Source organism: Kitasatospora sp. NPDC087315 (genome assembly GCF_044744345.1).
Taxonomy (GTDB): domain Bacteria; phylum Actinomycetota; class Actinomycetes; order Streptomycetales; family Streptomycetaceae; genus Kitasatospora.
Window position 1 is genome coordinate 234,214 of sequence record NZ_JBIUYD010000002.1, and the last position, 22,899, is coordinate 257,112.

At 74.7% G+C, this 22,899-nt stretch carries 20 protein-coding genes; 7 read left to right on the forward strand and 13 right to left on the reverse strand.

Annotated features, from left to right (window positions below):
- Positions 1 to 10 precede the first annotated feature (10 nt).
- The 4 genes from ACIO5D_RS04035 to ACIO5D_RS04050 all read right to left on the reverse strand — a co-directional run bounded on the left by ACIO5D_RS04035 (position 11) and on the right by ACIO5D_RS04050 (position 5,250).
- Complete coding sequence (locus ACIO5D_RS04035) at positions 11 to 394, reverse strand: hypothetical protein (protein WP_400793872.1); 384 nt, start codon at positions 392 to 394, stop codon at positions 11 to 13.
- A gap of 104 nt (positions 395 to 498) precedes the next feature.
- Positions 499 to 1,050, reverse strand: coding sequence for a TetR/AcrR family transcriptional regulator (locus ACIO5D_RS04040; protein ID WP_363606481.1), 552 nt, complete (start codon positions 1,048 to 1,050; stop codon positions 499 to 501).
- Positions 1,051 to 1,132: 82 nt separating this feature from the next.
- Positions 1,133 to 3,841: a DUF6493 family protein gene (locus ACIO5D_RS04045; RefSeq protein ID WP_400793873.1), complete on the reverse strand. Its 2,709-nt coding sequence runs from the start codon at positions 3,839 to 3,841 to the stop codon at positions 1,133 to 1,135.
- Positions 3,838 to 5,250 (reverse strand): SWIM zinc finger family protein, encoded by a 1,413-nt coding sequence (locus ACIO5D_RS04050; RefSeq protein WP_363606478.1) that lies wholly within the window; start codon positions 5,248 to 5,250, stop codon positions 3,838 to 3,840. Before ACIO5D_RS04050 ends, ACIO5D_RS04045 begins: the two co-directional genes overlap by 4 nt.
- 137 nt (positions 5,251 to 5,387) lie before the next feature.
- On the opposite strand from ACIO5D_RS04050, the gene ACIO5D_RS04055 reads away from it, so the two are divergent.
- The 4 genes from ACIO5D_RS04055 to ACIO5D_RS04070 all read left to right on the forward strand — a co-directional run bounded on the left by ACIO5D_RS04055 (position 5,388) and on the right by ACIO5D_RS04070 (position 9,334).
- Positions 5,388 to 6,299 carry an acyl-CoA thioesterase II gene (locus tag ACIO5D_RS04055; RefSeq protein ID WP_363606477.1) on the forward strand — a complete coding sequence of 304 codons (912 nt, stop codon included), beginning with the start codon at positions 5,388 to 5,390 and terminating at the stop codon, positions 6,297 to 6,299.
- Positions 6,300 to 6,412: 113 nt separating this feature from the next.
- The gene (locus ACIO5D_RS04060) at positions 6,413 to 7,063 is read left to right on the forward strand and encodes a TetR/AcrR family transcriptional regulator (protein WP_363606475.1); all 651 of its coding nucleotides are present in this window, start codon (positions 6,413 to 6,415) and stop codon (positions 7,061 to 7,063) included.
- 296 nt (positions 7,064 to 7,359) lie between these two features.
- Positions 7,360 to 9,018 (forward strand): BCCT family transporter, encoded by a 1,659-nt coding sequence (locus ACIO5D_RS04065; protein ID WP_363606474.1) that lies wholly within the window; start codon positions 7,360 to 7,362, stop codon positions 9,016 to 9,018.
- Positions 9,019 to 9,154: 136 nt separating this feature from the next.
- Positions 9,155 to 9,334, forward strand: coding sequence for a hypothetical protein (locus ACIO5D_RS04070; protein WP_363606472.1), 180 nt, complete (start codon positions 9,155 to 9,157; stop codon positions 9,332 to 9,334).
- Between the two features lie 37 nt (positions 9,335 to 9,371).
- Here the strand turns inward: ACIO5D_RS04070 and ACIO5D_RS04075 are convergent, their stop codons facing one another.
- Positions 9,372 to 9,701 (reverse strand): putative quinol monooxygenase, encoded by a 330-nt coding sequence (locus ACIO5D_RS04075; RefSeq protein WP_400793874.1) that lies wholly within the window; start codon positions 9,699 to 9,701, stop codon positions 9,372 to 9,374.
- 107 nt (positions 9,702 to 9,808) lie between these two features.
- Between ACIO5D_RS04075 and ACIO5D_RS04080 the strand changes: the two genes are divergently transcribed.
- Entirely contained in the window at positions 9,809 to 10,771 is a 963-nt protein-coding gene (locus ACIO5D_RS04080; RefSeq protein WP_363606469.1) for a helix-turn-helix domain-containing protein, read from the forward strand.
- Between the two features lie 81 nt (positions 10,772 to 10,852).
- Here the strand turns inward: ACIO5D_RS04080 and ACIO5D_RS04085 are convergent, their stop codons facing one another.
- Complete coding sequence (locus tag ACIO5D_RS04085) at positions 10,853 to 12,607, reverse strand: DUF2398 family protein (RefSeq protein WP_400793875.1); 1,755 nt, start codon at positions 12,605 to 12,607, stop codon at positions 10,853 to 10,855.
- A gap of 231 nt (positions 12,608 to 12,838) precedes the next feature.
- Between ACIO5D_RS04085 and ACIO5D_RS04090 the strand changes: the two genes are divergently transcribed.
- Positions 12,839 to 13,573 carry a lysoplasmalogenase gene (locus ACIO5D_RS04090; protein WP_400793876.1) on the forward strand — a complete coding sequence of 245 codons (735 nt, stop codon included), beginning with the start codon at positions 12,839 to 12,841 and terminating at the stop codon, positions 13,571 to 13,573.
- A gap of 148 nt (positions 13,574 to 13,721) precedes the next feature.
- On the opposite strand, the gene ACIO5D_RS04095 is transcribed toward ACIO5D_RS04090, so the two are convergent.
- From ACIO5D_RS04095 to ACIO5D_RS04125, 7 genes are all read right to left on the reverse strand, one after another.
- Positions 13,722 to 14,321 (reverse strand): hypothetical protein, encoded by a 600-nt coding sequence (locus tag ACIO5D_RS04095; protein WP_363606465.1) that lies wholly within the window; start codon positions 14,319 to 14,321, stop codon positions 13,722 to 13,724.
- 167 nt (positions 14,322 to 14,488) lie between these two features.
- Positions 14,489 to 15,292 (reverse strand): exodeoxyribonuclease III, encoded by an 804-nt coding sequence (locus ACIO5D_RS04100; RefSeq protein WP_400756474.1) that lies wholly within the window; start codon positions 15,290 to 15,292, stop codon positions 14,489 to 14,491.
- A gap of 117 nt (positions 15,293 to 15,409) precedes the next feature.
- Entirely contained in the window at positions 15,410 to 17,197 is a 1,788-nt protein-coding gene (gene ggt, locus ACIO5D_RS04105; protein ID WP_400793877.1) for a gamma-glutamyltransferase, read from the reverse strand.
- Positions 17,198 to 17,328: 131 nt separating this feature from the next.
- Entirely contained in the window at positions 17,329 to 18,435 is a 1,107-nt protein-coding gene (locus tag ACIO5D_RS04110) for an ROK family glucokinase (protein ID WP_400649470.1), read from the reverse strand.
- Positions 18,432 to 19,325 (reverse strand): ATP-binding cassette domain-containing protein, encoded by an 894-nt coding sequence (locus tag ACIO5D_RS04115; RefSeq protein WP_400793878.1) that lies wholly within the window; start codon positions 19,323 to 19,325, stop codon positions 18,432 to 18,434. The genes ACIO5D_RS04110 and ACIO5D_RS04115 overlap by 4 nt, the downstream gene beginning before the upstream one ends.
- The gene (locus ACIO5D_RS04120) at positions 19,322 to 20,350 is read right to left on the reverse strand and encodes an ABC transporter permease (protein ID WP_363606459.1); all 1,029 of its coding nucleotides are present in this window, start codon (positions 20,348 to 20,350) and stop codon (positions 19,322 to 19,324) included. Before ACIO5D_RS04120 ends, ACIO5D_RS04115 begins: the two co-directional genes overlap by 4 nt.
- Positions 20,347 to 21,366 (reverse strand): substrate-binding domain-containing protein, encoded by a 1,020-nt coding sequence (locus tag ACIO5D_RS04125; protein WP_363606458.1) that lies wholly within the window; start codon positions 21,364 to 21,366, stop codon positions 20,347 to 20,349. The genes ACIO5D_RS04120 and ACIO5D_RS04125 overlap by 4 nt, the downstream gene beginning before the upstream one ends.
- A 314-nt stretch (positions 21,367 to 21,680) precedes the next feature.
- Between ACIO5D_RS04125 and ACIO5D_RS04130 the strand changes: the two genes are divergently transcribed.
- Positions 21,681 to 22,820 carry an alpha/beta hydrolase-fold protein gene (locus tag ACIO5D_RS04130; protein ID WP_363606456.1) on the forward strand — a complete coding sequence of 380 codons (1,140 nt, stop codon included), beginning with the start codon at positions 21,681 to 21,683 and terminating at the stop codon, positions 22,818 to 22,820.
- Positions 22,821 to 22,899: the final 79 nt, after the last annotated feature.

Consider the following 22,899-nt stretch of genomic DNA (forward strand, 5'->3'; position numbering starts at 1 on the left):
TCCCGCCCTCCTACCGCTCCGCCGCCACCGGCCCGGCCGGCGGCGCGCCCTTCCGCCGCTCGACCAGGTCCACGGTGGCGTGCGGGTCGTCGACCTCGACGATCAGCCGGCTGTACCGCTCGTCGGCGAGTTCGATCACCACGGCCCTGGCCGGGTTCTTGACGTCCCAGAAGACCCATTCGCCGCCCGACCGGAACGTCCCGGCCGTGATCAGCCCGGGGAAGTACGTGCCGCCGGCCTTGACGCCCTTGGGCTCACGGAGGATCCCCGGGTCGAGCGTGGCGCCCCGGACGTTGCCGAGCGGGATCTCGATCCTGCTCTTGACCGCCCAGAGCCGGTCGAGCCCTTCGATCTCGACGACGAGCAGGCCGTTGCTGACACTCACGTGAGCCATGGAGCGTTCCCCAGTTCTGTTGCCGGTGACGGTGCGGTGGTGACGGTGCGGTGGTGACGGTGCGGTGGTGACGGTGCAGTGGTGGTGTGACGGCGCCCGGCGGGTCAGCCCGTGAGGCGGCCGGCGAGCGCCGCCACGGCGACGGGCGACGGCCCGCCGACCCCGGCGCGGGCCCGCAGGCGCAGACCGAGCACGGTGGCGGCCAGCACCCCGGCCGGCCCGTCGGGCGAACCGCCCGCGGGATCGCCGGAGGCGGACAGGACCCGTCCGATCGCCCGGTCGAGCGCGGCGAACCCCTCCTCGACGAGCGCGGCGACGTCCGGGTCGGACGGCGCCCGCTCGGCCGCCGCGAACAGCAGCAGCCCGGCGGCCCGGCCGCCGTCGTACCCGGCGGCGGCCTGGGCCAGTACGGCGGGCAGGTCGCGGGCCTCGCCGAGGGCCGCCGCGAGCGGCAGCACCTCCTGGTCCAGGTGGCGGCGCAGCGCGGTCAGATAGAGGCCGCGTTTACTGCCGAACACCTTGTAAAGGCTGCCCCGGTGCACGCCGAGGCCGGTGACCAGATCGTCCACCGAGGTGCCTTCGTAGCCCCGGGTGGCGAACAGCTCGGCTGCCGCCTGAACGGCCTCGTCCTCGTCGAAGGCGCGTGGTCTTCCCATGCCCAGGACCCTACGAGTTTAAGAACACTCAGTCAAGAACGAGTGTTCTCAAACTCCCGGCCGCCCCCACCGCCGCCCGGGATCAGCCCGCCAGCACCTCCCGCAGCGCCCGCGCCTCCTTGACCAGCCGGCTCGACCCTGAGCGCTGCGCCACCGCGCTCACCTGCTCGATCGGCCCGCGCGCCGAACACCGGCGCGCACAGTCCGCCGCCACCGCGACCACGTCCCCCGCGCCCCGCGTAGGCTCGCCGGCCAGCAGGCCCGGCAGGGCGGCCGCCAGGACCGACCAGACCGTGGCGTACGCGCCGGTCTCGGCGGCCGCCGCCACCGCCTGGCCCAGCCGGACCGGCTTGACCGCGCCGATGGCGACCAGTTCGGCCAGCTCCCGGCCGAGCAGCCCGGCGTCCAGGTCCCCGCGCGCGGCGAGCACCAGCAGCGCGTCCACCGCCGCCGTCCGGTCCTCGGGGAACCGCGCGCCCAGGCCGTACGCCACCGCGAGGTGCACCGCGAGCCCGGCCGGGCCGCCGGCCTCGGCGAGCGGGGGCAGCATCCGGGCCGGGCCGCGGATCTCACGGTCCGCGACCCCGGCGAACCAGTCCAGCCAGCGGGCGGCCAGCTCCTCGCGGTGGTGCGGGAGGAGCGCGGCCCAGTGCGCGGTCGGCTGCCACTGCCACTCGGCCTGCTTCCTGACCCGCGCCACGCTCGGCTCGGTGCCCTCCAGCAGCGCCCGGAAGTCGGCGCCCAGCCGCTCGCCCGCCGGGCCCTCGGGGCCGGCACCGATGCCGGGCTGGGCCACGACGACCCGCTTCAGCTCCTCCCACCAGCGCTCCCAGTAGCGGTGGACCGGCTTGGCCCCCGCCATGGGCGCGAAGACCACCCGCTCGGAGCGCCGGCGGGGCAGCCCGCCCTCGCGCAGCCACCGGGCCACCCAGCGCCCGGCCGGTGAGGCCAGCCGCCCGGCGGCGGCCGGCACCTCGCCGTCCGGGGCCGGGGTCAGCCGCAGCAGCGCGGTGTGCAGGTCCGCCGGCCCCGGTTCGACGCCCGCCGCCTCGTACCCGGCCACCCGCTCGACCAGCACCGCCGCCGCCAGCGCACCGGTCGCGTCGGTGGGCGTGGCCAGCAGCAGCGGCGGCCGGTCCGCCGTCACCCGCTGGGCCGCCTCCGTCAGCCGGGCGGCGAGGACGTTCCCGTGGACGGTGTTGTGCTCACCGCGCAGCGGGGACCGCGTCTGCCGGCGCCAGAACGAGTCCCGGCGGTGCGGATCGACCTCCCCGGTGATCGCGAGCGCGACGTACAGGACGTCCTGCGGCGAGCAGTCGGCCCACCGTCCGGGGCCGTTCCACGGGTGCACCCGCAGCACCGGCCCGAGCGCCTCGGCCAGCGCCGCCCGGTCCCGGTGGGCGTGCCGGACCAGGCCGTCCAGGGTCCGTTCGAAGACGGCGACCTCCGGCTGCTCCGCCGCCAGCAGGGCCGACAGTTCCTCGGCCACCTCGGCCGGGGTGGCGATCGGCTCCCCCAGCGGACGCGGCACCGGGACGGGGGGCAGCAGCTCGGTCCACCCGGTGTCCGGGTCGTCGCCGCCCACCGGCGCGCCGAGCAGCACGCCGGCCCGGGCGTGGTGGGCCGGGCTGAGCCCCTCGGCGGCGAACCGCAGCTCGGGCAGAACGGCCTCGCCGGCCGCCTTGAGGTGGCGGGCCACCACGTTGAGCGCCCGCTCCTGGAGGGCCGTGTCGGGGTGGCCGAAGGCCTCGGCCGCCGCCAGCACCACCGGGCCGGCCCGCTCCGGCGAACGCCGGGCCGCCTTCTCCAGCCAGCCCAGCTGGGCCCGGACGAGCTTCTTCTCGGTCCGGAACAGCACCACCGCCGAGGCCTCGGTCAGCACCTCCGCCTCGACCAGGCCCGCCTCGTCGAGCTCGGTCAGCACCTGCTGGGCGTGGCCGGCCACCGCCGAGAGGCCGTCCAGCAGCGCCACCAGGCTGCGCACCTGCCCCGCGTACTCCCCGGGGGTGGGCGCGAGGGCCTGCAAGGTCACCAGGAAGAGCCGCTGGTCGCCCGGCCTGCCACCGCGCACCAGCCGGGCCAGGCAGCGGTCGATCAGCCCGGCGCGGTCCAGCACGCCCTCGGCCGCCAGCCCGGCGACCGCCTCCGGCCAGAAGTCCCCCGGCCGGTCGCTGCGCCGGTGGTCCAGCATCGAGCCGATGTCGGCGAGTTCGAACACCTTGGGCAGCAGCACCGGCAGGTACGGGTCGCGGCGCAGCCGTTCCAGCAGCGTGGTGGACTCGCCGCGGCGGCCGCCTCCGCCGGAGGAGACCTGGCGCAGCCACTCGGTGGTGAAGGCCTCGGAGTCGGGCACCGGGCAGCCGGTGCGCCGCACCACCCGCTCGATCAGCGGGTAGAGGTCCCAGCCCCACTGCTGGACGGGCCGCGCCGAGAGCCGGGTGACCACCTCGATCTGCCACTCCACCGGCTGCGCCTCGACCACGTCGGCGAGCGCGGGGTGGCGGGCCCAGGACCGGCCGGCGAAGTCCCGCCCGCCGATCCAGGTGGCGGCGGCGGCCGGCCCCGCGTGGCAGCCGGCGCCCGCGAACAGCAGCGCCCCGGACCGCGCGCTCGCCTCCTTGGACCACTCGCCCCGGACCTGCTTGCGCAGCGCCTTCAGCTCCGGCAGGCAGGCCCGCCGTTCGGCCGGGTCCAGTGCGGCCACCAGGGCCGGGATCTGCGGTCCCCGCCCCTCCCGCACCGCCCGCAGCAGCTCCTCGACCCGGCTCCCCGGCTCCGTGACCCCGCTCATCGGGCCACCTCCGCGCCCGTCGCCGGAACCGCGCCGGCCGCGGCCGCCTCGCGGACCATCCCGACCGCCAGCGCGTGCTTGCACGGCCCGCGCCCGCCCCGGTACTTGGCCCACCAGAGGCAGGTGCAGCTCGCCCGGCCCGCCTCGTCCGTCCGTACCCGCTGGAGGTGGTCGTCCACCGTCACCGTGGCGAGCGCACCGCCCGCCTCCAGCCGCACCGCGCCCGCCGCGACCAGGGCCTGCGCGGCCCGCAGCCGCGGGTTGCGCGCCTCCGCCCGGCCGGCGTCGTACGGCAGCTGCCGGTGGAAGTACGCGGCCTCCGCCGTGTCGTAGCCGATCTGCCCGGCGGTGCCCAGCCGGGTGAGGGCGGCCCGCACCCGGGCGGGGGTGAGCCCGGACTGCTCGGCCAGCTCGGCCACCTCGATCCGCGGCTCCCAGGCGAGCAGCACCGCGACCAGCTCGGCGTCCTGCTCGGCGGTGCCGGTGGCCAGCGCGCCCAGCACCCCGCCCTCGCCGGAGAAGCCCCGGGAGGCGTCGGGCGAGAGGGTGAGCGTGAGGCGCATCCCCGGCAGCACCGCCTCCCAGGCCGAGGCCACCGGTCCGTCGGCCGCCACCGGCCCGTACACCCGCAGCGCCAGCGCGTGCCGGAGTACGCGCTGCAGGGCCACCAGCCGCTCCGGGCCGGGCAGGCAGACCGCGCCGGGCACCGGGCGGGTGGTCGGCCGCAGCGTCCGGCCGGCCGGGACCACCCACTGGGCGGTGCGGGCCGCGGCCCGGCCGCCACTGCCGGCGCGCGGCAGCGAGCGCAGGAAGCGGACCGCCTCGGCGGCGGGCAGCTCGGCCCGCAGGTCGAAGCCGGCGGCGGTCACCTGGGTCTCGGCGAAGCCGCGCAGCCAGCGCTCGGGCAGCGGGACCTTCTTCTCCACGACCGGCCCGTCGAAGGTGGTCACCTCCAGCGCGTCCGGTCCGACGGCGAGGTGCAGCGGGTCGGCCGGGCCGATCCGGGTGAGCGCCTCCCGCAGCGGGTTGTTGACGTCCACGTTGGTGGTGCCGTGGCCGATGTCGTCCCCGTCGAGGCCGGCCTCCAGCACGTCGAGACGGGCGTAGACGCCGCAGCAGCCCGAGAAGGACTCGAAGCGCAGCCGGTCCCCGTTGGCGGTGACCACCGGGTCCAGCGAGGCGCGCAGCTGCGGCTGGTAGTAGCGGGCGGCGGCGACATCGGCGACGGCGAGCAGCGCGGCGGCGGCCGGTGCCGGATCGGCGAGGAAGCCCGCGAAGAAGCGCGGGTTGGCGACCGCCCCGAGCGGGGTGGCGCCGCCGGAGGTCTCCAGGGCGAGGCGCGGGCCGTCGGCTCCGTCGAGGACGGCGGACGGGCGCAGATAGGCGTACGCGTGTGCGGCTTGCGACATGGCGAGCACGTTAGGCGGCGGCACTGACAGCCCGTCGGGCCCGGCCAATACTGAAACAGGTTCTATACCTACCGCCCTTTCGAACTGGCCGATCGGCTCACGTCCCCCATAGTGCGGGCTTCTGTCACTATGGGCCTGTGACTGAAGTGACCGAACAGGAGAGACGGGCCACCGACAGCGCCGGATCGTTCGCCGAGCTGCTACGGATCGAACGGCTGGACGAGAACACGTTCCGGGGCCGCTGCCACGCCGGAGCCCCGATGCGGGCCTTCGGCGGCCAGGTCGCCGCACAGGCACTGACCGCCGCCGGGCACACCGTCGAGGCCGGCCGCGTGGCGCACTCGCTGCACGGCTACTTCCTGCTCCCCGGCGACCCGACCCGCCCGATCCACTACGAGGTCGACCGGGTCCGCGAGGGCCTGTCGTACGCCACCCGCCAGGTGACGGCGGTCCAGAACGGGGACGCGGTCTTCACCCTCTCCGCCTCCTTCAAGCGGCCCGAGCCGGCGGACGACCGCCGCCGCGCGATGCCCCCGCTGCCCGGCCCCGAGGAGGTGCCGGACGCGTTCTCGCTCTGGGACGAGGCCGCCCGCCGGGACTTCGACCGCACGGCCGGCTTCCGCACCATGGAACTGCGGTTCGTCCCGCCGGACGCGCCCGGGGTGCCGCCGGCCGCCCCGGGCATGCAGCAGCAGTTCGTCTGGCTGCGCACCGGCTCCCCGCTGCCCGCCGACGACCCGCTGCTGCACGTCGGCGCGCTCACCTACCTCTCGGACCTCACGCTGGGGTCCACGGCCGGACTGCACGTGCAGCCGAGCTATTTCCAGCTGACCGAGCCGCCCCGGCTGATCCTCGCCTCGCTGGACCACTCGATGTGGTTCCACCGGCCGTTCCGGGCCGACGAGTGGCTGCTGTTCGACCAGCGCAGCCCGTCCGCCTCGGACGGCCGGGGCCTGTCGCACGGCGATTTCTACGACCGGAGCGGGCGGCTGGTGGCCTCCGCCACCCAGGAGGCCCTGGTCCGGGAGAGGTCGGCCCGGCTCCGCTGACCACCGGCCGGCCGCCCCTCACGCCCTCACCCGGGCCGGTGTCCGGGGGGCGAACTCCGGGCGGCCGGTCGGCGTCATACTCCTGAGCGGTCCTGAGCCGTATCATGGTGCGGGTGACCAAGGTTGACCTGTCACCACGACCGGTGGAGGCGATGTCTCCGCGTCAGCTCGAACGCCGCGAAAGCCTGATCGCGGCCGCGCTTGCCCTGGTGAACGAGATCGGCGTCGAGCGGCTGCAGATGAAACAGGTCTGCGAGCGGTCCGGAGTCGCCCTGGGGACGGCGTACCGCTACTTCTCCTCCAAGGACCATCTGCTGGCGGCGGCGATCGCCGAGTGGCATCGGCTGCTGCTGGCCGACCTGGTGGCGGAGCTGCGCGGGCCGCGCGCCGGGCTGGGGGCCACCGACCGGGTGGTGCGCTTCGTCCGCGGCGGCATGCGGGCCTACCAGCGCCAGCCCGAGCTGGCCCGGCTCCGGGTGGCCGTCGCCGCCTCCACGGATCCCTTCGCCAGCGAGGCCCTGCAGGGCATGGCCCGGGCCGACAGTGCCGCGCTCCAGGCGGTGATGGCCGAGGTCCCGGCCGCCGCGAGCGATCTGGTGCGGCACATCGTCGGGCACGCCTGGCAGGGCGAGCTGACCGCCTGGGTGACCGGCCGCACCACGCTCGGGGACGCCCGGCGGCGGCTGGAGGACGTGGTGCGGCTGGTGCTGACCCCGTACGAGACGCCGTACCCCGCCCCGTACGAGGTCCAGCCGACCGTCTGACCGGGCCCGGCCGGACCGGTCGCCGGCGGACCGGCCTGCGGCCGAACTCGCCTGCGGCCAGCTGGCGGTGACCGAGCGGCTGCCCGAACTGCGCCGACTGCTGCTGGACTTCGCGACCGGCCAGGCGGCCCGAGGGCCCGTTCGCACGGCCCGGGGCCGGGGCCCGCGCACCCCGCCCGACGGCCCCTTCCCCGGCGTGCCCTCCCCGCCCTCCCGGCACGAACTGGACATAGTACGACATGTAGCCAATTTCTGATCATGTCGCCGAGCCCCAGTACGCCACGAGAGGCACCCCGATGAGCAGTCATCCGCCGACCCCCGAGCCCGATCCGACGGAACCGGACCAACCGGCCTCGACCCTCCCCACCGACCGGGCGGTGTTCGGGATCAGCGCCGTCCTGGTGCTCGGGGTGGTCGCCTGGGGCGTCTTCGCCGAGGACTCCCTCGGCCGGACCTCCAGCACCGCGCTGGGCTGGGTCCTGCACAACTTCGGCTGGCTGTTCGTGGTCGCCGCCGATGTCTTCCTGGTGCTCGCCGTCCTGCTCGCGTTCAGCCGCTTCGGCCGGATCCGGCTCGGGCGCGACGACGACGAACCGGAGTTCAGCACCATCGCCTGGATCGCCATGATGTTCAGCGCCGGCATGGGCATCGGCCTGATGTTCTACGGCGTCGGCGAGCCGCTCCAGCTCTTCGCCGCCCCGCAGCCGGGCTCCGGCCTGGAACCGCGGAGCGCCGCCGCCGCCCAGCAGGCGCTGGAGTTCTCGCTGTTCCACTGGACCCTGCACCCGTGGGCGATCTACGCGGTCGGCGGCCTCGCGCTCGCCTACACCACCTTCCGCAAGGGCCGGGGCAACCGGATCTCCGCCGCCTTCGTCCCGCTGATCGGACAGCGCGGCGCGGACGGCTGGGCCGGCCGGGGAATCGACATGCTCGCCGTCTTCGCCACCGTCTTCGGCTCCGCCACCAGCCTCGGCCTCGGCGCCCTCCAGGTCGCGGACGGCCTCGGCTACATCTCCTCGGTGCGCAACACCCAGCACGCCCAGCTGATCATCATCGGCTCGCTGACCGCGGCCTTCGTCCTCTCCGCCTTCTCCGGCGTCCACAAGGGCGTCAAGTGGCTCTCCACCGCGAACGTCGTACTGGCCTCGCTGATCATGGTCTTCGTCTTCGTGTTCGGCCCCTCGGTGTTCGTCCTGGACTCGATCCCCTCCAGCGTCGGCGGCTACCTCTCCGACCTGCTCACCATGTCCACCCAGACCGGGGCCTTCACCGACGAGAGCTGGCTCGGCACCTGGACGATCTTCTACTGGGCCTGGTGGCTCTCCTGGGCGCCGTTCGTCGGCACCTTCATCGCCCGGATCTCGCGCGGCCGCACCGTCCGGCAGTTCCTGCTCGGCGTACTGCTGGTGCCCAGCGGGGCGACGGTGATCTGGTTCTGCGTGATGGGCGGGACGGCGATCCGGCTGGACTCCACCGGCGCGGCCGACCTGGTCGCCACCATCCCGCAGGGCGCCGAGGCGTCGCTGTTCGAGATGCTGCGCTCGCTCCCGCTCGGCTCGGTGACCAGCGTGGTCGCGGTGCTGCTGGTGATGACCTTCTTCGTCACCAGCGCCGACTCCGCCTCGCTGGTCCTCGGCTCGCTCTCCAGCCGGGGCTCCCTGCACCCCCGCACCTGGCTGGTGGTGGTCTGGGGCGTCCTGATGGGCGGGGTGGCCGCCGCGCTGCTGCTGGCGGGCGGGCTCACCGCGCTGCAGAACGCCACCATCCTGGTCGCGCTGCCGTTCGTCGTGGTGATGCTGCTGCTCTGCGTCTCCCTCGTGAAGGAGCTGCGGGAGGACCCGGCGGCCGGCCCGTCCCGGTTCCACCCGGCCCACGGCCTACGGGATGCCGTCCGGGTCGCCGTGGGCGAGGCGATGGCCGACGCCCGCCGGCGCGACCGTCCCCCGTTCAGGTGAATTCGCACCGCCCCGCCCCCGCTCGGGGTGGGGCGGTGCGGGGTGGGGCATATCGGGCCCAATCCGACGCCCGCCCCCCATCCGGACTTCACCCGTGCGTAGCGACCGTTCACACCGCCCTGGAAACCTCCGTGCCATGAACGCCAACCCTCCGGCAGCCCTCCAGGAACCGCGCTTCCCGCTCCCCCAGCGGCACCGCCGCTTCCTCGCGTGCACCGCCGTTCTCGCCTCCGTCATCCTCGGCGCCTGCGGCGTGGCCGTCACCGTCGAGACCGTCCAGCACGGCACCGTGGCCACCGCCACCGCCAGACCGTGAGCCCCGCCGCCCCGGGCCCGCCGGTACGGCCGGGGGTTCAGGCCGCGGGGAGCTTCGCGGCCAGCACGTCGACCGGGCTGACCTCCACCCGGGCGGCCAGCAGGCGCGGGCCCTCGGTGCGGAGGAGGTCGGCGATCCGGCCGTCGATGTGGGCCTGGCGGGCCCCGTCGTCCGGGAAGGCGTCGACGATGGCGAAGGAGGCCGGACCGAGGCGCAGCACGAACCAGACCGTGGTGCCGGTCTCCTCCCGGGCGAGGTCGAGGGCGCCGGTGAGGAGTTCCTGGAGCTCCTGGGCGTGTTCCGGTCTGGCCTCCAGGCGGACGATCAGTCCGACGCGGGTGGTCGCGGAGACGGCGGGATCGGTCATCGGCATTCCTTCCTGAGTGGCTGTCGGGGCCGCTGGCTGCCCACCGTAGGGGCGGGGCCACCGGCCCCTCCAGTGGCGGATCCGACACATCCCTTACCGTTTCCGACATGAGAGTCTCGGTCCTGGTCGCCGACGGGGTCTTCGATTCCGGCCTCGCCGCGGTGCTCGACGTGCTGCGGACCGCCAACGAACTGCGCCGGGAGCTCCCGCAGCCCCCGCCCGCCTGGCAGGTGCGGTGTGTCAGCCCGTACGGCCCGGTGCGGACGGCCGCCGGGCACCTGGTGGACACCGCCACGCCGGAGGCCGCCGGAGCCCCGGACGTCCTGGTGGTGCCCGGGGCCTGGCGGAAGCAGCCGGAACCGCTCACCGCGTGGGTCACCGCCCCCGGGCAGCGGCCCGTCCTCGAAACGGTCCGGCAGGCCCGCGCGGACGGGATCGCCCTGGCGGCGGCCTGCACCGGCACCTTCGTGCTCGCCGAGAGCGGCGTGCTCGACGGGCTGCCCGCCACCACCAGCTGGTGGCTCGCGCCCGAGTTCCGCCGCCGCTACCCGCGGGTGGCTCTGGACGAGAGCCTGATGGTCGCCCGGGCGCCCGGTGTCACCACGGCCGGGGCCGCCATGGCCCACCTCGACCTGGCGCTCTGCCTGGTACGGGACGGCAGTCCGGCGCTGGCCGACCTCGCCGCGCGCTACCTCGTCGCCGACTCCCGCCCCACCCAGGCCGGTTACGCCGTCCCCGGCCACCTCGCCCGCGCCGACCCGACGGTCGGCGCCTTCGAGCGCTGGGTCCGCGAGCACCTCGACCGGCCGCTGCGCATCGCGGACGCCGCCCGGGCCATCGGCACGAGCGAGCGCACGCTGCAGCGCGCCCTCGCCCGGGTGGTGGGCGTCTCCCCGCTTCGCTTCGCCCAGCGGATCCGCCTCGACCACGCGGTGCACCTCCTGCGCACCACCACCCTGCCGACCGAGGCGGTGGCCCGGCGGGTGGGCTACGAGAACGCCACGACCCTCACCACCCTCCTGCGCGAGCGGCTGGGGACCACCCCAGGCCGGCTGCGGCGGCTCGGGTGAGAAGGCACGGGTGAGCACGCGGCAACCGGGCGGCGCACCGGCAGGGGGTACCTCGGCCTCGGCCTCAGCCTCGGCCGGGCGCTACGCCCGCTGCTCCGCCCGTGGGGCCGTGGGCGCCGGGATCGCCGGTGCGTCCGGTGCGTCCGGTGCGTCCGGTCGGGAGTGGCGGCCGCTGCCGGGCGCGGGGAGCAGGTCGGCCGCCGGGGCGTAGCGGGCGGCGGGGGCGCGGAGGAGCCAGCCCGGGGGCCGGGTGCCGCGCGGGGCGGGGGTGATCAGGCCCATCCGGTGGAGCAGGTCCAGCGCGTCGCGGCGCAGGGCGGTGCGGTCGGCGAGGTAGTCGCGGCGCCAGCCGGCCGGGAGGCCGTACTCGTCGGCGAGGTCGCCCAGGACACCGTCTATCAGCGCGTCGGGGATCGGCACCTCGGGGATCGGCAGATCGAGGCCTGCGGCCGGCTCGCCGGGGAGCGGGCGGACCTCCTCGACCAGGCGCTCGACCAGCAGCAGGGTGGCCTGGGCGAGGGTGCCCGCGCCGGGGAGGGCGAGGTCGGTCAGCTCGTCGGCGGGGTCGAGCAGGGCGACGCCCTCGGCACGCAGCTCGGCCTCCAGGCCGAGGAAGTCGGCGAGGGCGGCCGGGCCGGTGTGGCGGTGGCGGTGCAGCCAGGCGCGCTGCTTCTCGGACAGGTCGGCGGCGAGCACGGCCGGGGTCTCGGCGAGGAGGCGGCGGACGGCCGTCGCGGGCTCGGCCTCGGCGGCGCGGCGGATCAGGTCGGCGGCGTCGTCGGCGAGGGCGGGCGGGCCGGCCGGGACGGCCCGGGCGAGCTCCCGGTCCACCGTCAGGACGGCGGTCCGCGCGCGCGGGTCGGCCGGGTCGGCCGGGTCGGCCGGCAGGTCGGTGAGCACCTGCCAGTCCGCCAGCGCGGCGAGGGCCATGGCCCGGTCGGCGGGGGCTGCGGCCAGCGCGGGCGCGGCCTCGTGCATCGCGGCCAGCAGCCGGTCGAGCGGCAGCCGCTCCGGAGCGTCCACCAACAGGGCCAGGGCGAGGGCGAGTTGGGCGTACCCGGCGGGGGTGAACGGGGCACCGGTGACGGGGTGTTCGAGGCGGCGGGCGGCGCCGGGGCCAAGCCCGGCCTTGCAGAGGCGGGCATGCCAGGGGCCGACGACCAGCCGGTAGCCGAGCAGGGTGGCGAAGCGTTCGGTCAGCCAGTCACGGTGACGGCGGATCAGCGGGAAGCCGTCGGCGTGCGGCCCGGAGGCCGTGACCAGCGGGTGGGCGAGCAGCAGGCGGGCGGCGATCCGGCGCTCGGCGGCGGCGGAACGATCCTGCGGTGCGGCCACCGCCCGGGACCGCTCGGGCTTGCGGTGCTTGCCGGGCCTGCCCGGCTTGGCCCCTGAGAGGACGACGGGCAGCGCGGCCGCGTCCCGCCGGGCCCGCCGCGGCCCGCGCGACGGGCGGGCCTCGCGGGAGCGGAGCACGGCCGGGGCGTGCGCGGTGGGGCCGTGCCACCAGCTGACGTCGGCATCCGCTCCGGCACCGGCCGCCGGCTCGGCACAGACGCCGAAGTGGCGGGCCGGGTAGAGGCCGAAGGAGGCGGTGCAGAGGTCGTCGGCGGTGCCCGGATCGGCCGCGGCGAACCAGTGGGCGAGCCGGAGCAGTCCGGGATCGGGCGACGGTGCGGCGGCACTCCCGGCCGACCGGCCCCCCTGCGGACCGTCAGGGCGGGCTTCGCGTACGGCGACGGCGGCGTCGGTGCTGTTGCGCCCCGCCTCGCCCGTGTGCCCGTCCGCCGTGCCACCGGCCACCTGTGTGGTGCCGGTCGCGTACTCCTGCTGCTCCATGTCGTGGACCAGAGTAGACGGTGGGCGCCGCCCCCGGTGGCAGCAACCGGACCAGCCGGCGAATTGGCGGACCGCCGCCGGGACGCGGCCGGGATCCACCGCCGCGCCCTGGCAGGGCGGCCGGCCGCTACGCGCCGGTAACAAGGCTCTTCCCCCGGACGCCGCCGGTCGCCTATCGTGCCACGACGGACCAGCCCACCCCCCGCCGCCCCTTCCGGAGGTCACCGCCGCATGAGCATCCGTACGACCACCCGCGCCGTGCTCGGCGGACGCCTGCGCTCCGCCACCGGGCTGCTCAGCGGCTTCGCCGCCACCTCGGCGGCCCATCTGGGCGCGATCCTCACCGGCACGTCCGTCCTGCAGCACGCCACCAAACCGGCCCTGATGCCGCTGCTGGCCGCACACAGCCTGACCGCCGCCGGGGACCGGGGCGCCGGGGCGCCGAAGCTGCTGGTGCCCGCGCTGCTGCTGAGCGCGGGCGGGGACGTCCTGCTCCAGCTCGGCAACGACACCGCCTTCCTGGCCGGTATGGGCTCCTTCGCGGCGGCGCACGTCTGCTACGTGACGATGTTCGTCCGGCGCGGGGCGCTCAGCGACCGGCGGCGGGCGCTGGTGGTCGCCGCCGCGTACGCGACGGCCTGGGTGACCCTGGTCGGCCGGCTCTGGCCGGACCTCGGCGAGCTGCGGGTGCCGGTGGCCGGCTACAGCCTGCTGCTGGCCTCCACCGCCGTCACCTCGGCCGGGCTCGGCTGGCGGACCGGACTGGGCGGGGGGCTGTTCCTGCTCTCCGACACGCTGATCGCGACCCAGCTGGCGAAGTGGCGGGAGCTGCCGGGACACCAGTTCTGGATCATGGCGACATACATCCTGGCCCAGTACCTGCTGGCCAGCGGCACCCTTCGGGCCCTCCCCGAGGAGGACCAGGAGAACGCGAAGACCGCCCCGGCCGGTCCCGCGCCCGCCTGAGCGGGGCCCGCGCACCTGAGCGCCGCCGGACCCCCGGGCCCGGCGGCGCTCACGGAGCACTCTCGAACGGAACACTCGCGAACGGCACGCTCGCGAACGGAACAGACGTCAGCGGAACAGACCCGGACGGAGCACGGCCGGGGGCCGCTCAGAGGGATCCGGCGCCGCCGCGCCGCCGCAGCAGCCAGAAGCCGCCGACCCCCCCGGCGACCAGCGCCGCGCCGCCGGCCAGCTCGATCGGATCGGCCGCGACCGAGCCGCCGAGGCCGGTCTGCACGGCGCCGTGCGGGGCGACCTGCTGGCCGCCCACGCCGGACTGGCCGAGCGAGCCGGCCCACTCCCCCGCGGCCTTTCCGAATTCGCCGAGGCCCTGGCTGGGTACGGAGCCGCCGGCGTCCTTCACGTTGACATTGGTGGCGAAGGCACCGCCGTCGGGGCAGTTGCCGTCCACCTTGCTGTCACCGCCGTACTTGCCCGCCAGCCGGACGGAGCCGGTGTGCTTGCCGTCCGACCCCAGCGTGAGGGTGGCCGGGCCGCCCTCGAAGGCCGGGGAGTTGGCGGTGATGGTCTTGGCGTTGGGCTTGTCGGACTTCTCGCAGGAGACCGTGACCTTCACGGTCTGGCCCGGTGCGGCCTGGGACGGGCTGACGGTGGCCGCGCCGTCCTTGGCCAGCGCGAGGGGGGCCGTAAGACCGGTCAGCACCGTCGCGCCGATCAGGGCGGCGGCGGCCGTACGCGTGGGGCGCATACCGGAACCTCCGGAATTCTCGGGCGCAGCCGGGGACTCCGAAGTCCCCGTGATCGAACAACTACACCCAGTCATTCACCGACGGTATGCAGGCCTCACCCGCTCGGCCACCGCTCTGGACCGTTCGGGCGACGGCCACTCACACAGCGTGACTCACCGCGCGTGACTCACAGGTCGAGGTCCACCACGACCGGCGCGTGGTCCGAGGTGCCCTTGCCCTTGCGGGCCTCGCGGTCCACATAACTGTCGGTGACGGCGTCGGCGAAGGCCTTGTTGGCGTAGGTGAGGTCGATCCGCATGCCCCGGTTCTTCGGGAAGGCCAGCTGGCGGTAGTCCCAGTAGGTGTAGGGCCGGTCGTACTTGAGCGGGCGGGGCACGACGTCCTGGAGGCCGGCCTCGCCGAGGGCGGCGAGCGCGGCGCGCTCGGCGGGGGTGATGTGGGTCAGGCCTTCGAAGGCGGCGACGTCGAAGACGTCCTCGTCGGTGGGGGCGATGTTGAAGTCGCCGAGGACGGCGAAGGGGCGCGGGCCGGCGGCGTCCTCGACCGAGGCCTTGCGCAGGGCCTCCAGCCACTCCAGCTTGTAGCGGTAGTGGGCGTGGCCGACCTCGCGGCCGTTGGGCACGTAGACGGACCAGACCCGGACCGGCCCGCAGGTGGCGGCGACGGCCCGCGGCTCGACGTCGGGCAGCAGGGCGTCGTCGGCGAGGTAGCCGGGCTGGCCGGGGAGGTCCCGCACCACGTCGTCCAGGCCGAGCCGGGAGACGATGGCGACGCCGTTCCACCGGCCGTTGCCGTGGGCGGCCGTCTCGTAGCCGAGCTCGCGCACCGCCTCGTACGGGAAGGCGTCGGCGGCGCACTTGAGCTCCTGGAGACAGAGCACGTCCGGCTTGGCGCTCTCCAGCCACTCCAGGAGCTTGGGCAGCCGCGCGGTCACGGAGTTGATGTTCCAGGTGGCGATGCGGACGGTCACGGCGGGCGGCCTTCCCGGTGGTACGGACGAGGGGTGGGCGCCCAGCCGGACGCCCACCCCGAATCTACCGCCGCCCACTGACAGGCCGGGCCTGCCCAAGGGATCCGGCGGCCGGGCTCAGGGCGCGGGCCGGACCACCGCCGCCGCGCCGCCGCCCCGGCGCACCGGTTCGGCGGCCGCCACCCAGCGGCCGTCCGGCAGGCGCTCGACGCCGGTCGCGGCGCCGATCTCCGGGGTGCCGCTGAACACGTGCCCGAGCGCCTCCAGCCGGGCCCGCTCGGGCAGCGCGAGGAAGGCCGGTTCGGCCTGGGTGGCGGCCGTGTTGCGCTGGCTGGCGCGCGGCGCGGCGATCGCCTGCTCCAGGCTCAGGCCGCGGTCGAGCCGGCCGAGCAGCACCTGGAGCGTGGTGGTGACGATGGTCGCGCCGCCGGGCGAGCCGGCCGCGAGGAGGGGCTCGCCGTCGCGCAGCACGATGGTCGGCGAGATCGAGGAGCGCGGCCGCTTGCCGGGCCCGGGCAGGTTGGGGTCGGGCACCCCGGGGGTGAGCGGGGTGAAGTCGAAGTCGGTCAGTTCGTTGTTGAGCAGGAAGCCGCGGCCGGGGACGGTGATGCCGCTGCCGCCGGTCTGCTCCAGGGTGAGGGTGTACGAGACGACGTTGCCCCAGCGGTCGGCGACGCTCAGGTGGGTGGTGCTCAGCCCCTCGTACGGCTCGGCCACCGCCGGGCCGTACGAGGCGCAGTCGGCCGGGTGGCGCGGGTCGCCGGGGGCGAGCGGGCTGGTGAGCGCCCGGTCGGGGCTGATCAGGCAGGCCCGGGAGGCGGCGTACCGCTCGGAGAGCAGTTCCCTGGTGGGCACGGACGAGAAGCGCGGGTCGCCGACCCAGCGGTTGCGGTCGGCGAAGGCGATCCGGGAGGCGTCCAGGAAGTGGTGGTAGTACTGCGTGGCGCTCAGCCGGGACAGCTCGCCGTCCTCCAGGATGCCCAGTGCCTCGCCGACGGTGGTGCCGCCGGAGCTGGACGGGGCGATGGAGTAGACGTCGTAGTCGCGGTAGGCGACGTGGGTGGGCTGCTGGCGGCGGACCTGGTAGTCGGCCAGGTCGGTGGCGTCCACCTTGCCGGGGCGGGCGTCGCGCCCGGAGGCCGGGTCCACCGGGGGGTGCTGGACGGCCCGGACGATGTCGGCGCCGAGGTCGCCCTGGTAGAGCGCCTTGGCGCCCTCCTTGGCCAACTGGCCGTAGGTGGCGGCGAGATCGGGGTTGCGCAGGGTGGAGCCGACGGCGGGGAGTCTGCCGCCGGGCAGGAAGAGCTTCGCGGTGGCGGGGAAGTCCTTGAACCGGTCCTGGTTGAGCGCGGTCTGGTCCTGGAAGGTCTGGTCGACGGTGAAGCCCTGCTCGGCGATCCGCCGGGCGGGCGCCAGCGCGTCGCCCAGCGAGTGCCGGCCCCACTCCCGGACGGCCGTCTCCCAGGTCGCGGGGGTGCCGGGCACGCCGACCGAGAGGCCACTGGTGACGGCGTCGGCGAAGGCCAGCGGCCGGCCGTCCTCCAGGAAGAGCGACTCGTCGGCGGTCCGGGAGGCGACCTCGCGGCCGTCGATGGTGGAGACCCGGCCGCTGTCGTGGTCGTAGTAGACGAAGTAGCCGCCCCCGCCGATGCCGGCCGAGTAGGGCTCGGTGACCCCGAGCGCGGCCGCGACGGCGACGGCGGCGTCCACCGCGTTGCCGCCCTTGCGCAGCACCTCGATGCCGGCCGCCGTGGCGTCGGCGTCCACGCTGGCCACCGCCCCGCCCCAGCCCACCGCCTCGGGCACCTTGGGCGGTGGCGCCGCCGCCCCGGCCGGTCCGACGGTGGACCAGACCAGGGCGGTGGCGAGCAGGAGCGGCGGGGCGATACGGGCCAGAGCTCTCATCCGGGGCCTCCTGAGTGGGCGTCAACTCCGTTGTTTCACAGGAGGCATGGCCCGGACAACAGGGCCTCGTGACTACCAACGGGTAGTTGACGTTCCGCACGGCCCGTGGCCCGCGGCGCCCGTGGCGGGAGCTACAGCACGCTGCGCTCCACCCGGCGGCGCTTGATGGTGCGGAAACGGCGGGCCACCTGGCGGGCCAGGTCGGCGGCGCCGACCAGACCGGCCTCGTTGCCGAGGGCGGCGTGCACGATGGTGGCCTCGGGGCGGAAGCCGCGGCCGGTGAGGGTGCGGCGGAAGGTGTCCCGGGCCGGGCCGATCAGCAGGTCGCCGGCCTCGGAGACACCGCCGCCGATCACGAAGCGGCCCGGGTCGAGGGCGGCGGCCAGGTTGGCGATGCCGATGCCGAGCCAGGTGCCGACCTCGTACAGCAGTTCGGTGGCGGTCGGGTCGCCGGCCCGGGCCGCCTCGGTGACCAGCGGGCCGGTGATGCCCTCGACGGTGCCGCCGGCCCTGGCCAGCAGCGGCTGCACCACCGGCGACTCCTCGGCGACCAGCTCGCGCGCGTCGCGCACCAGCGCGTTGCCGGAGGAGTACTGCTCCCAGCAGCCCCGGTTGCCGCACGGGCAGCGGTGGCCGCCGGGCACCACCTGCATGTGCCCGAACTCCCCCGCCAGCCCGTACTTGCCCCGGTCCACGTAGCCGTCGCGGACGACCGCGCCGCCGATGCCGGTGCCGAGGGTGAGCATCACCATGTGGTCCTCGCCGCGCCCGGCGCCGAACCGCCACTCGGCCCAGGCGGCGGCGTTGGCGTCGTTCTCGACGATCACCGGGAACCGCAGCCGCTCGCTGAGCGCCTGCTGGAGCGGCTCGTTGCGCCAGTTCAGGTGCGGGGCGAAGAGCACCTTGGAGCGGTCGGCGTCCACCCAGCCGGCCGCGCCGATCCCGACCGCGTGGACGTCGTGCCGGTCGGCGAGCTGGAGCACCAGCTCGACGATGACGTCCTCGACCACCCTGGGGCTCTTGCTCCGGTGCGGGGTGTCGGTGCGCAGCTTCTCCAGGATCGTGCCCTCGCCGTCCACCACGCCCGCGACCACCTTGGTGCCGCCGATGTCGACGCCGATGGTGGGCAGCCGCAGGATGCTGGCGGGCAGGGCCCGGCGGCGGCGCTCGGCGCGCGGTCCGAGGCCGAGCAGGGTGGGCAGGACGGCCGGCCGGGTGGGGCCGTTGGGGCTGGTCACGGCTGCGGACGCTCCTCACGGGAATCGGGGCCGGGGTCGGACGGGGAGCTGGAAGGGGAACCGGGGCGGGAGTCCGGGCGGGGCTCACTGCGGCCGAGCTCGTGCGAGAGCTCGGCGAGGTCGGAGCCGCCCGCCATCTCGGTGGTGAGCTGTTCGAGGCTGATCTCCGCCCGGGGGTGGCTGCCGGCCATCCGCCCCCGCTTGAGCAGGGTGAAGTGGTCGCCGACCAGGTAGGCGTGGTGCGGGTTGTGGGTGATCAGGACGACTCCGAGCCCGGCGTCGCGGGCGGCGTCGACGTACTTGAGCACCACCCCGGACTGCTTGACGCCGAGCGCGGCCGTCGGCTCGTCCAGGATCAGCACCCTGGCGCCGAAGTGGACGGCCCGGGCGATCGCCACGCACTGCCGCTGACCGCCGGAGAGGGTGCCGATCGGGCGGTCCACGTCGTACAGGTCGATGCCCATCCGGGCGAGCGCCTCGCGGGTGGTGGCGCGCATCCCGTCGGCGTCCAGGCGCAGCGGGCCGAACCAGCCCCAGCGCTTGGTGCCCTGTTCGGAGCCGAGGAAGAAGTTGCGCCAGACCGGCATCAGCGGCACCACCGCGAGGTCCTGGTAGACGGTGGCGATGCCGCGGTCCAGGGCCTGGCGCGGGGAGGCCAGGCGGACCTCCTCGCCGCCGACGGTGTAGACGCCCTCGTCGTGCTGGTGCAGCCCGGCGATGATCTTGATCAGGGTGGACTTCCCGGCGCCGTTGTCGCCGAGCACGCAGCTGATCTCGCCGGCCCGCAGGGTGAGCGAGACGTCCTGGAGCGCCCGGACCGTGCCGTACGTCTTGCCGACGCCGTCCAGGGCGAGCAGTTCGTTCGTCCCGTGGTTCGTGCTGTCGCTCATCGCGGCCCCCGTTCGGCCCGGCGCTTGACCCAGGAGTTCAGCAGGGCGGCGAGCAGCAGCATCGCGCCCAGGAAGAACTTGAACCAGTCCGGGTTCCACTGGGCGTAGATGATCCCCTTGCTGGCCATGCCGAAGATCAGCGCGCCGAGCGCGGAGCCGGCCACCGAGCCGTAGCCGCCGGTGATCAGGCAGCCGCCGATGACCGCCGCGACGATGTAGATCAGCTCGTTGCCGACGCCCTCGCCGGACTGCACGGTGTCGAAGGAGAACAGCAGGTGCTGGCCGAGCACCCAGGCGCCGAAGCCGACGCCGAGGTAGAGCAGGGTCTTGGTCCGGGCGACGGGCACGCCGACCGCGCGGGCCGCGTCCGCGTCGCCGCCGACCGCGAAGATCCAGTTGCCGAAGCGGGTCCGCAGCAGCACCCAGCTGCCGACCAGCAGCAGGCCGAGCCACCACCAGACGGTGGCCTTGATCGTCAGCCCGCCGACGGTGACCTCGGAGGCGAACAGCCAGCGGCAGGAGGCGAAGCCCCGCATGTCGGAGATCGGCTTGGTGGAGACGGTGCCGGAGACCAGCTTGGTGACGCCGAGGTTGGCACCGGTCAGCATCAGGAACGTGCCGAGGGTGACGATGAAGCTGGGCAGCTTCGTCCGGCTGAGCATCCAGCCGTTGAAGCCGCCGACGGCCAGCGCGACCAGCAGCGAGACCAGCACACCGACCCAGGTCACGGCGGTGAGCTGGTAGGAGACCATCGACGAGGTCAGGGCCGCGGTGGTGACCAGCACCCCGGCCGAGAGGTCGAACTCGCCGCCGATCATCAGCAGCGAGACCGGCACCGCCATGATCCCGATGGTGGAGGCCGCGTACAGCACCGTGCCCAGCGAGGAGACCCGCAGGAACGGCTCGGCGACGGCGGCGAAGACCAGGAACACCGCGGCGGCGGCGATCAGCGAGCCGAACTCGGGCCGGGCGAAGAGCCGGCGCAGTGCCGCCGGGCGGTCCTGGGCGAGGAGGTCGGTGCTCACCTGGTCCCCCTCGCGACGTACTCGGCGAGCGCGTCGGCGTCGTCCCGGGTGAGGATCTGCGGGCCGGTCAGGACGGGCTTGCCGCCGCCGAGCGCGTCCAGGTTGGAGCGGTACAGCCAGAGCAGGTCGACGCCCTCGTAGCCCTGGAGGTAGGGCTGCTGGTCGACGGCGAAGCCGACGCTGCCGGACTTGAGGCCGGCCACCACCTGGGCGCCCAGGTCGAAGGTGTCGAGTTCGACGTCGCGGCGGGCGTCCTGGATGGCCTGGAGGCCGGTGGCGGCCATCGGCGCGGAGAGGGTGAGCACGGTGTCGATGGCCGGGTCGGCCTGGAGCCGGGCGGAGACGGCGGCGCGGGCGTCGGGCATGTTGACGCCGTCCACGTAGAGCACCTGGAAGGGGCCGCCGGCCGTGCTCCGGGCACCGGCGCAGCGCTGCTCCTGGCCCACGTTGCCCTGCTCGTGGATGACGCAGAGGACGTTCCTGCGGCCGCGCGCGGCCAGCTCGGTGCCGGCGGCCTGGCCGGCGGTGGACTCGTCCTGGCCGATGTGGGTGAGCGCGCCGAACCTGGCCGAGTACTCCTGGCCGGAGTTGATGGTGATCACCGGGATGCCGGCCGCCTTGGCCTTGCCGAGGACGTCGCCGAGCGCGTCGCCCTTGGCGAGGGTGACCAGCAGGCCGTCGACCTTCTGGTCGATGGCGGCCTGGACGAGCTGGACCTGGTTCTGGGTCTGCGCGTCGTTGGAGTACAGGAAGGTGATGTTGTCCTTGGCCGCGGCCTGCTCGGCACCCTTGCGCACGGTGTCCCAGAACGCGTCGCCGGCGCCCGCGTGGGTCACCATGGCGACCTTCCAGCGCGGGGTGGTGACAGCGCTGCCGGCGCCGGCCGCGGCCTTGGCGCGGGCCTGCTCGGCGCGTCTGCCCCCGGTACTGCTGCAACCGGCCACGGCGACCACCAGTGCCAGGGCGGCGCAGGCGGGCCAGAACCGGCGGTAAGGACGAAAGCGGGTATTGCTCATCCCCATAGTCTCGCTTCCCGGCGCGCGCGGTATTGCACCGCCTCGCCCGCCGGCCGGGTCCGTACGCGCGGTATCGTGCCCTGCTGAGTGGCGATCCTGGGAGTTGGCTGGCAACGCCGTCCAGGACAGGGCCGATTGGGTGGCAGACTAGGTCCGGCCCGAAAACGGAACATCCCGGAAACGTGATGTTCCTCTCAGGTTCCGCACAGATTTGAACGGCAACCGATCTCCCGTTCCCCACCGTCTGATGCCATTGGAGCGCGTTCCGGGCGAGTGGGGCCCGGAGCGGCTTGAAACCCGGATACGAGAACTTGATGCAACTGACAGGTACGCCATTCTTCGTCTGCACGGTGATCCTCGTGCCGATCTCCATCGCGGTGGCGATGCTGCTCTGGGGCAAGGTCCGCGGACCTCGACCGGTGCGGATCCTGTCCAGACTTGCCATGATCGTCTTCTGCCAGATCACCGCCGTGACGATGGTCTTCGTCATGGTCAACAACGCCAACCTGATCTACGGCACCTGGGACGACCTGCTCGGCACCGGCAACCACGTCCGGGCCGTGCCCCCCGTCCCGCCGGCCGAGCACGGCACGGGCGCCGGCCACGGCCAGGAGGGCGGGGGCGACGCCAAACCGACCAAGGTGCTGCAGCAGTTCCACGGCGTGGACGACCCGAAGGTGCCGGGCGACGTCCAGAAGACCGACCTCAAGGGCCAGGTCTCCGGGGTCGACGGCGAGGTGCTGGTCTGGCTGCCGCCGCAGTACAACGACCCGGCCTTCAAGGACAAGAAGTTCCCGGTCGTCGAGCTGATCCCGGGCTACCCGGGCTCCTCCTCCACCTGGTACGGCACGCTGAAGGTCTCCGACCAGCTGAAGCCGCTGATGCAGCAGGGCAAGGTGGCGCCGTTCATCCTGGTCTCGCCGCGCACCCTGCTGCTCGGCAACCACACCGACACCGGCTGCGCCGACGTACCGGGCAAGGTCAACGCCGAGGCCTGGCTGACCCGCGACGTACCGCAGATGGTGCTGGACAACTTCCGGGCCGACCCCGCCCCGGACCGCTGGGCCGTCGCCGGGTACTCGGCCGGCGCGCACTGCGCCACCAAGCTGGCGGTCGCCCACCCCGACCGCTACCGGGCCGGCGTCAGCCTCTCCGGCTACAACGACCCGGCCACCGAGCCGGACTCCCTGGTCGGCAAGGACGCCAAGCTGCGCGAGGCCAACAACCCGGTCAACATCCTCAAGAGCGCCGGCCAGCCGCCGAAGGTCGCCCTCTACATGAGCGGCAACAAGGGCGACGGCTACGAGGGCGCGGTCGCGATGAAGGACGTCGCCAAGGCGCCCACCACCGTCCAGCCGGTGGAGACCACCGGCCCGCACTCCAGTGACGTCTGGAAGAACATGGTGCCCGGGGTCTTCGAGTGGCTCACCGGGGTGATCCCGGTCCAGCCGTAGCACCGCGCCGAAGGGCCCGCCACGACCGCCGGAAACCGGCGTCGTGGCGGGCCCTCGGTCCGTCCGGCCGGTACCTACC

Bases quoted from the DNA above. Each gene is read 5' to 3' on its own strand.
- ACIO5D_RS04035 (WP_400793872.1), bottom strand. From the start codon at position 394: ATGGCTCACGTGAGTGTCAGCAACGGCCTGCTCGTCGTCGAGATCGAA.
- ACIO5D_RS04040 (WP_363606481.1), bottom strand. From the start codon at position 1,050: ATGGGAAGACCACGCGCCTTCGACGAGGACGAGGCCGTTCAGGCGGCA.
- ACIO5D_RS04045 (WP_400793873.1), bottom strand. From the start codon at position 3,841: ATGAGCGGGGTCACGGAGCCGGGGAGCCGGGTCGAGGAGCTGCTGCGG.
- ACIO5D_RS04050 (WP_363606478.1), bottom strand. From the start codon at position 5,250: ATGTCGCAAGCCGCACACGCGTACGCCTATCTGCGCCCGTCCGCCGTC.
- ACIO5D_RS04065 (WP_363606474.1), top strand. From the start codon at position 7,360: ATGAGCAGTCATCCGCCGACCCCCGAGCCCGATCCGACGGAACCGGAC.
- ACIO5D_RS04070 (WP_363606472.1), top strand. From the start codon at position 9,155: ATGAACGCCAACCCTCCGGCAGCCCTCCAGGAACCGCGCTTCCCGCTC.
- ACIO5D_RS04075 (WP_400793874.1), bottom strand. From the start codon at position 9,701: ATGACCGATCCCGCCGTCTCCGCGACCACCCGCGTCGGACTGATCGTC.
- ACIO5D_RS04080 (WP_363606469.1), top strand. From the start codon at position 9,809: ATGAGAGTCTCGGTCCTGGTCGCCGACGGGGTCTTCGATTCCGGCCTC.
- ACIO5D_RS04085 (WP_400793875.1), bottom strand. From the start codon at position 12,607: ATGGAGCAGCAGGAGTACGCGACCGGCACCACACAGGTGGCCGGTGGC.
- ACIO5D_RS04090 (WP_400793876.1), top strand. From the start codon at position 12,839: ATGAGCATCCGTACGACCACCCGCGCCGTGCTCGGCGGACGCCTGCGC.
- ACIO5D_RS04095 (WP_363606465.1), bottom strand. From the start codon at position 14,321: ATGCGCCCCACGCGTACGGCCGCCGCCGCCCTGATCGGCGCGACGGTG.
- ggt (WP_400793877.1), bottom strand. From the start codon at position 17,197: ATGAGAGCTCTGGCCCGTATCGCCCCGCCGCTCCTGCTCGCCACCGCC.
- ACIO5D_RS04115 (WP_400793878.1), bottom strand. From the start codon at position 19,325: ATGAGCGACAGCACGAACCACGGGACGAACGAACTGCTCGCCCTGGAC.
- ACIO5D_RS04125 (WP_363606458.1), bottom strand. From the start codon at position 21,366: ATGAGCAATACCCGCTTTCGTCCTTACCGCCGGTTCTGGCCCGCCTGC.
- ACIO5D_RS04130 (WP_363606456.1), top strand. From the start codon at position 21,681: ATGCAACTGACAGGTACGCCATTCTTCGTCTGCACGGTGATCCTCGTG.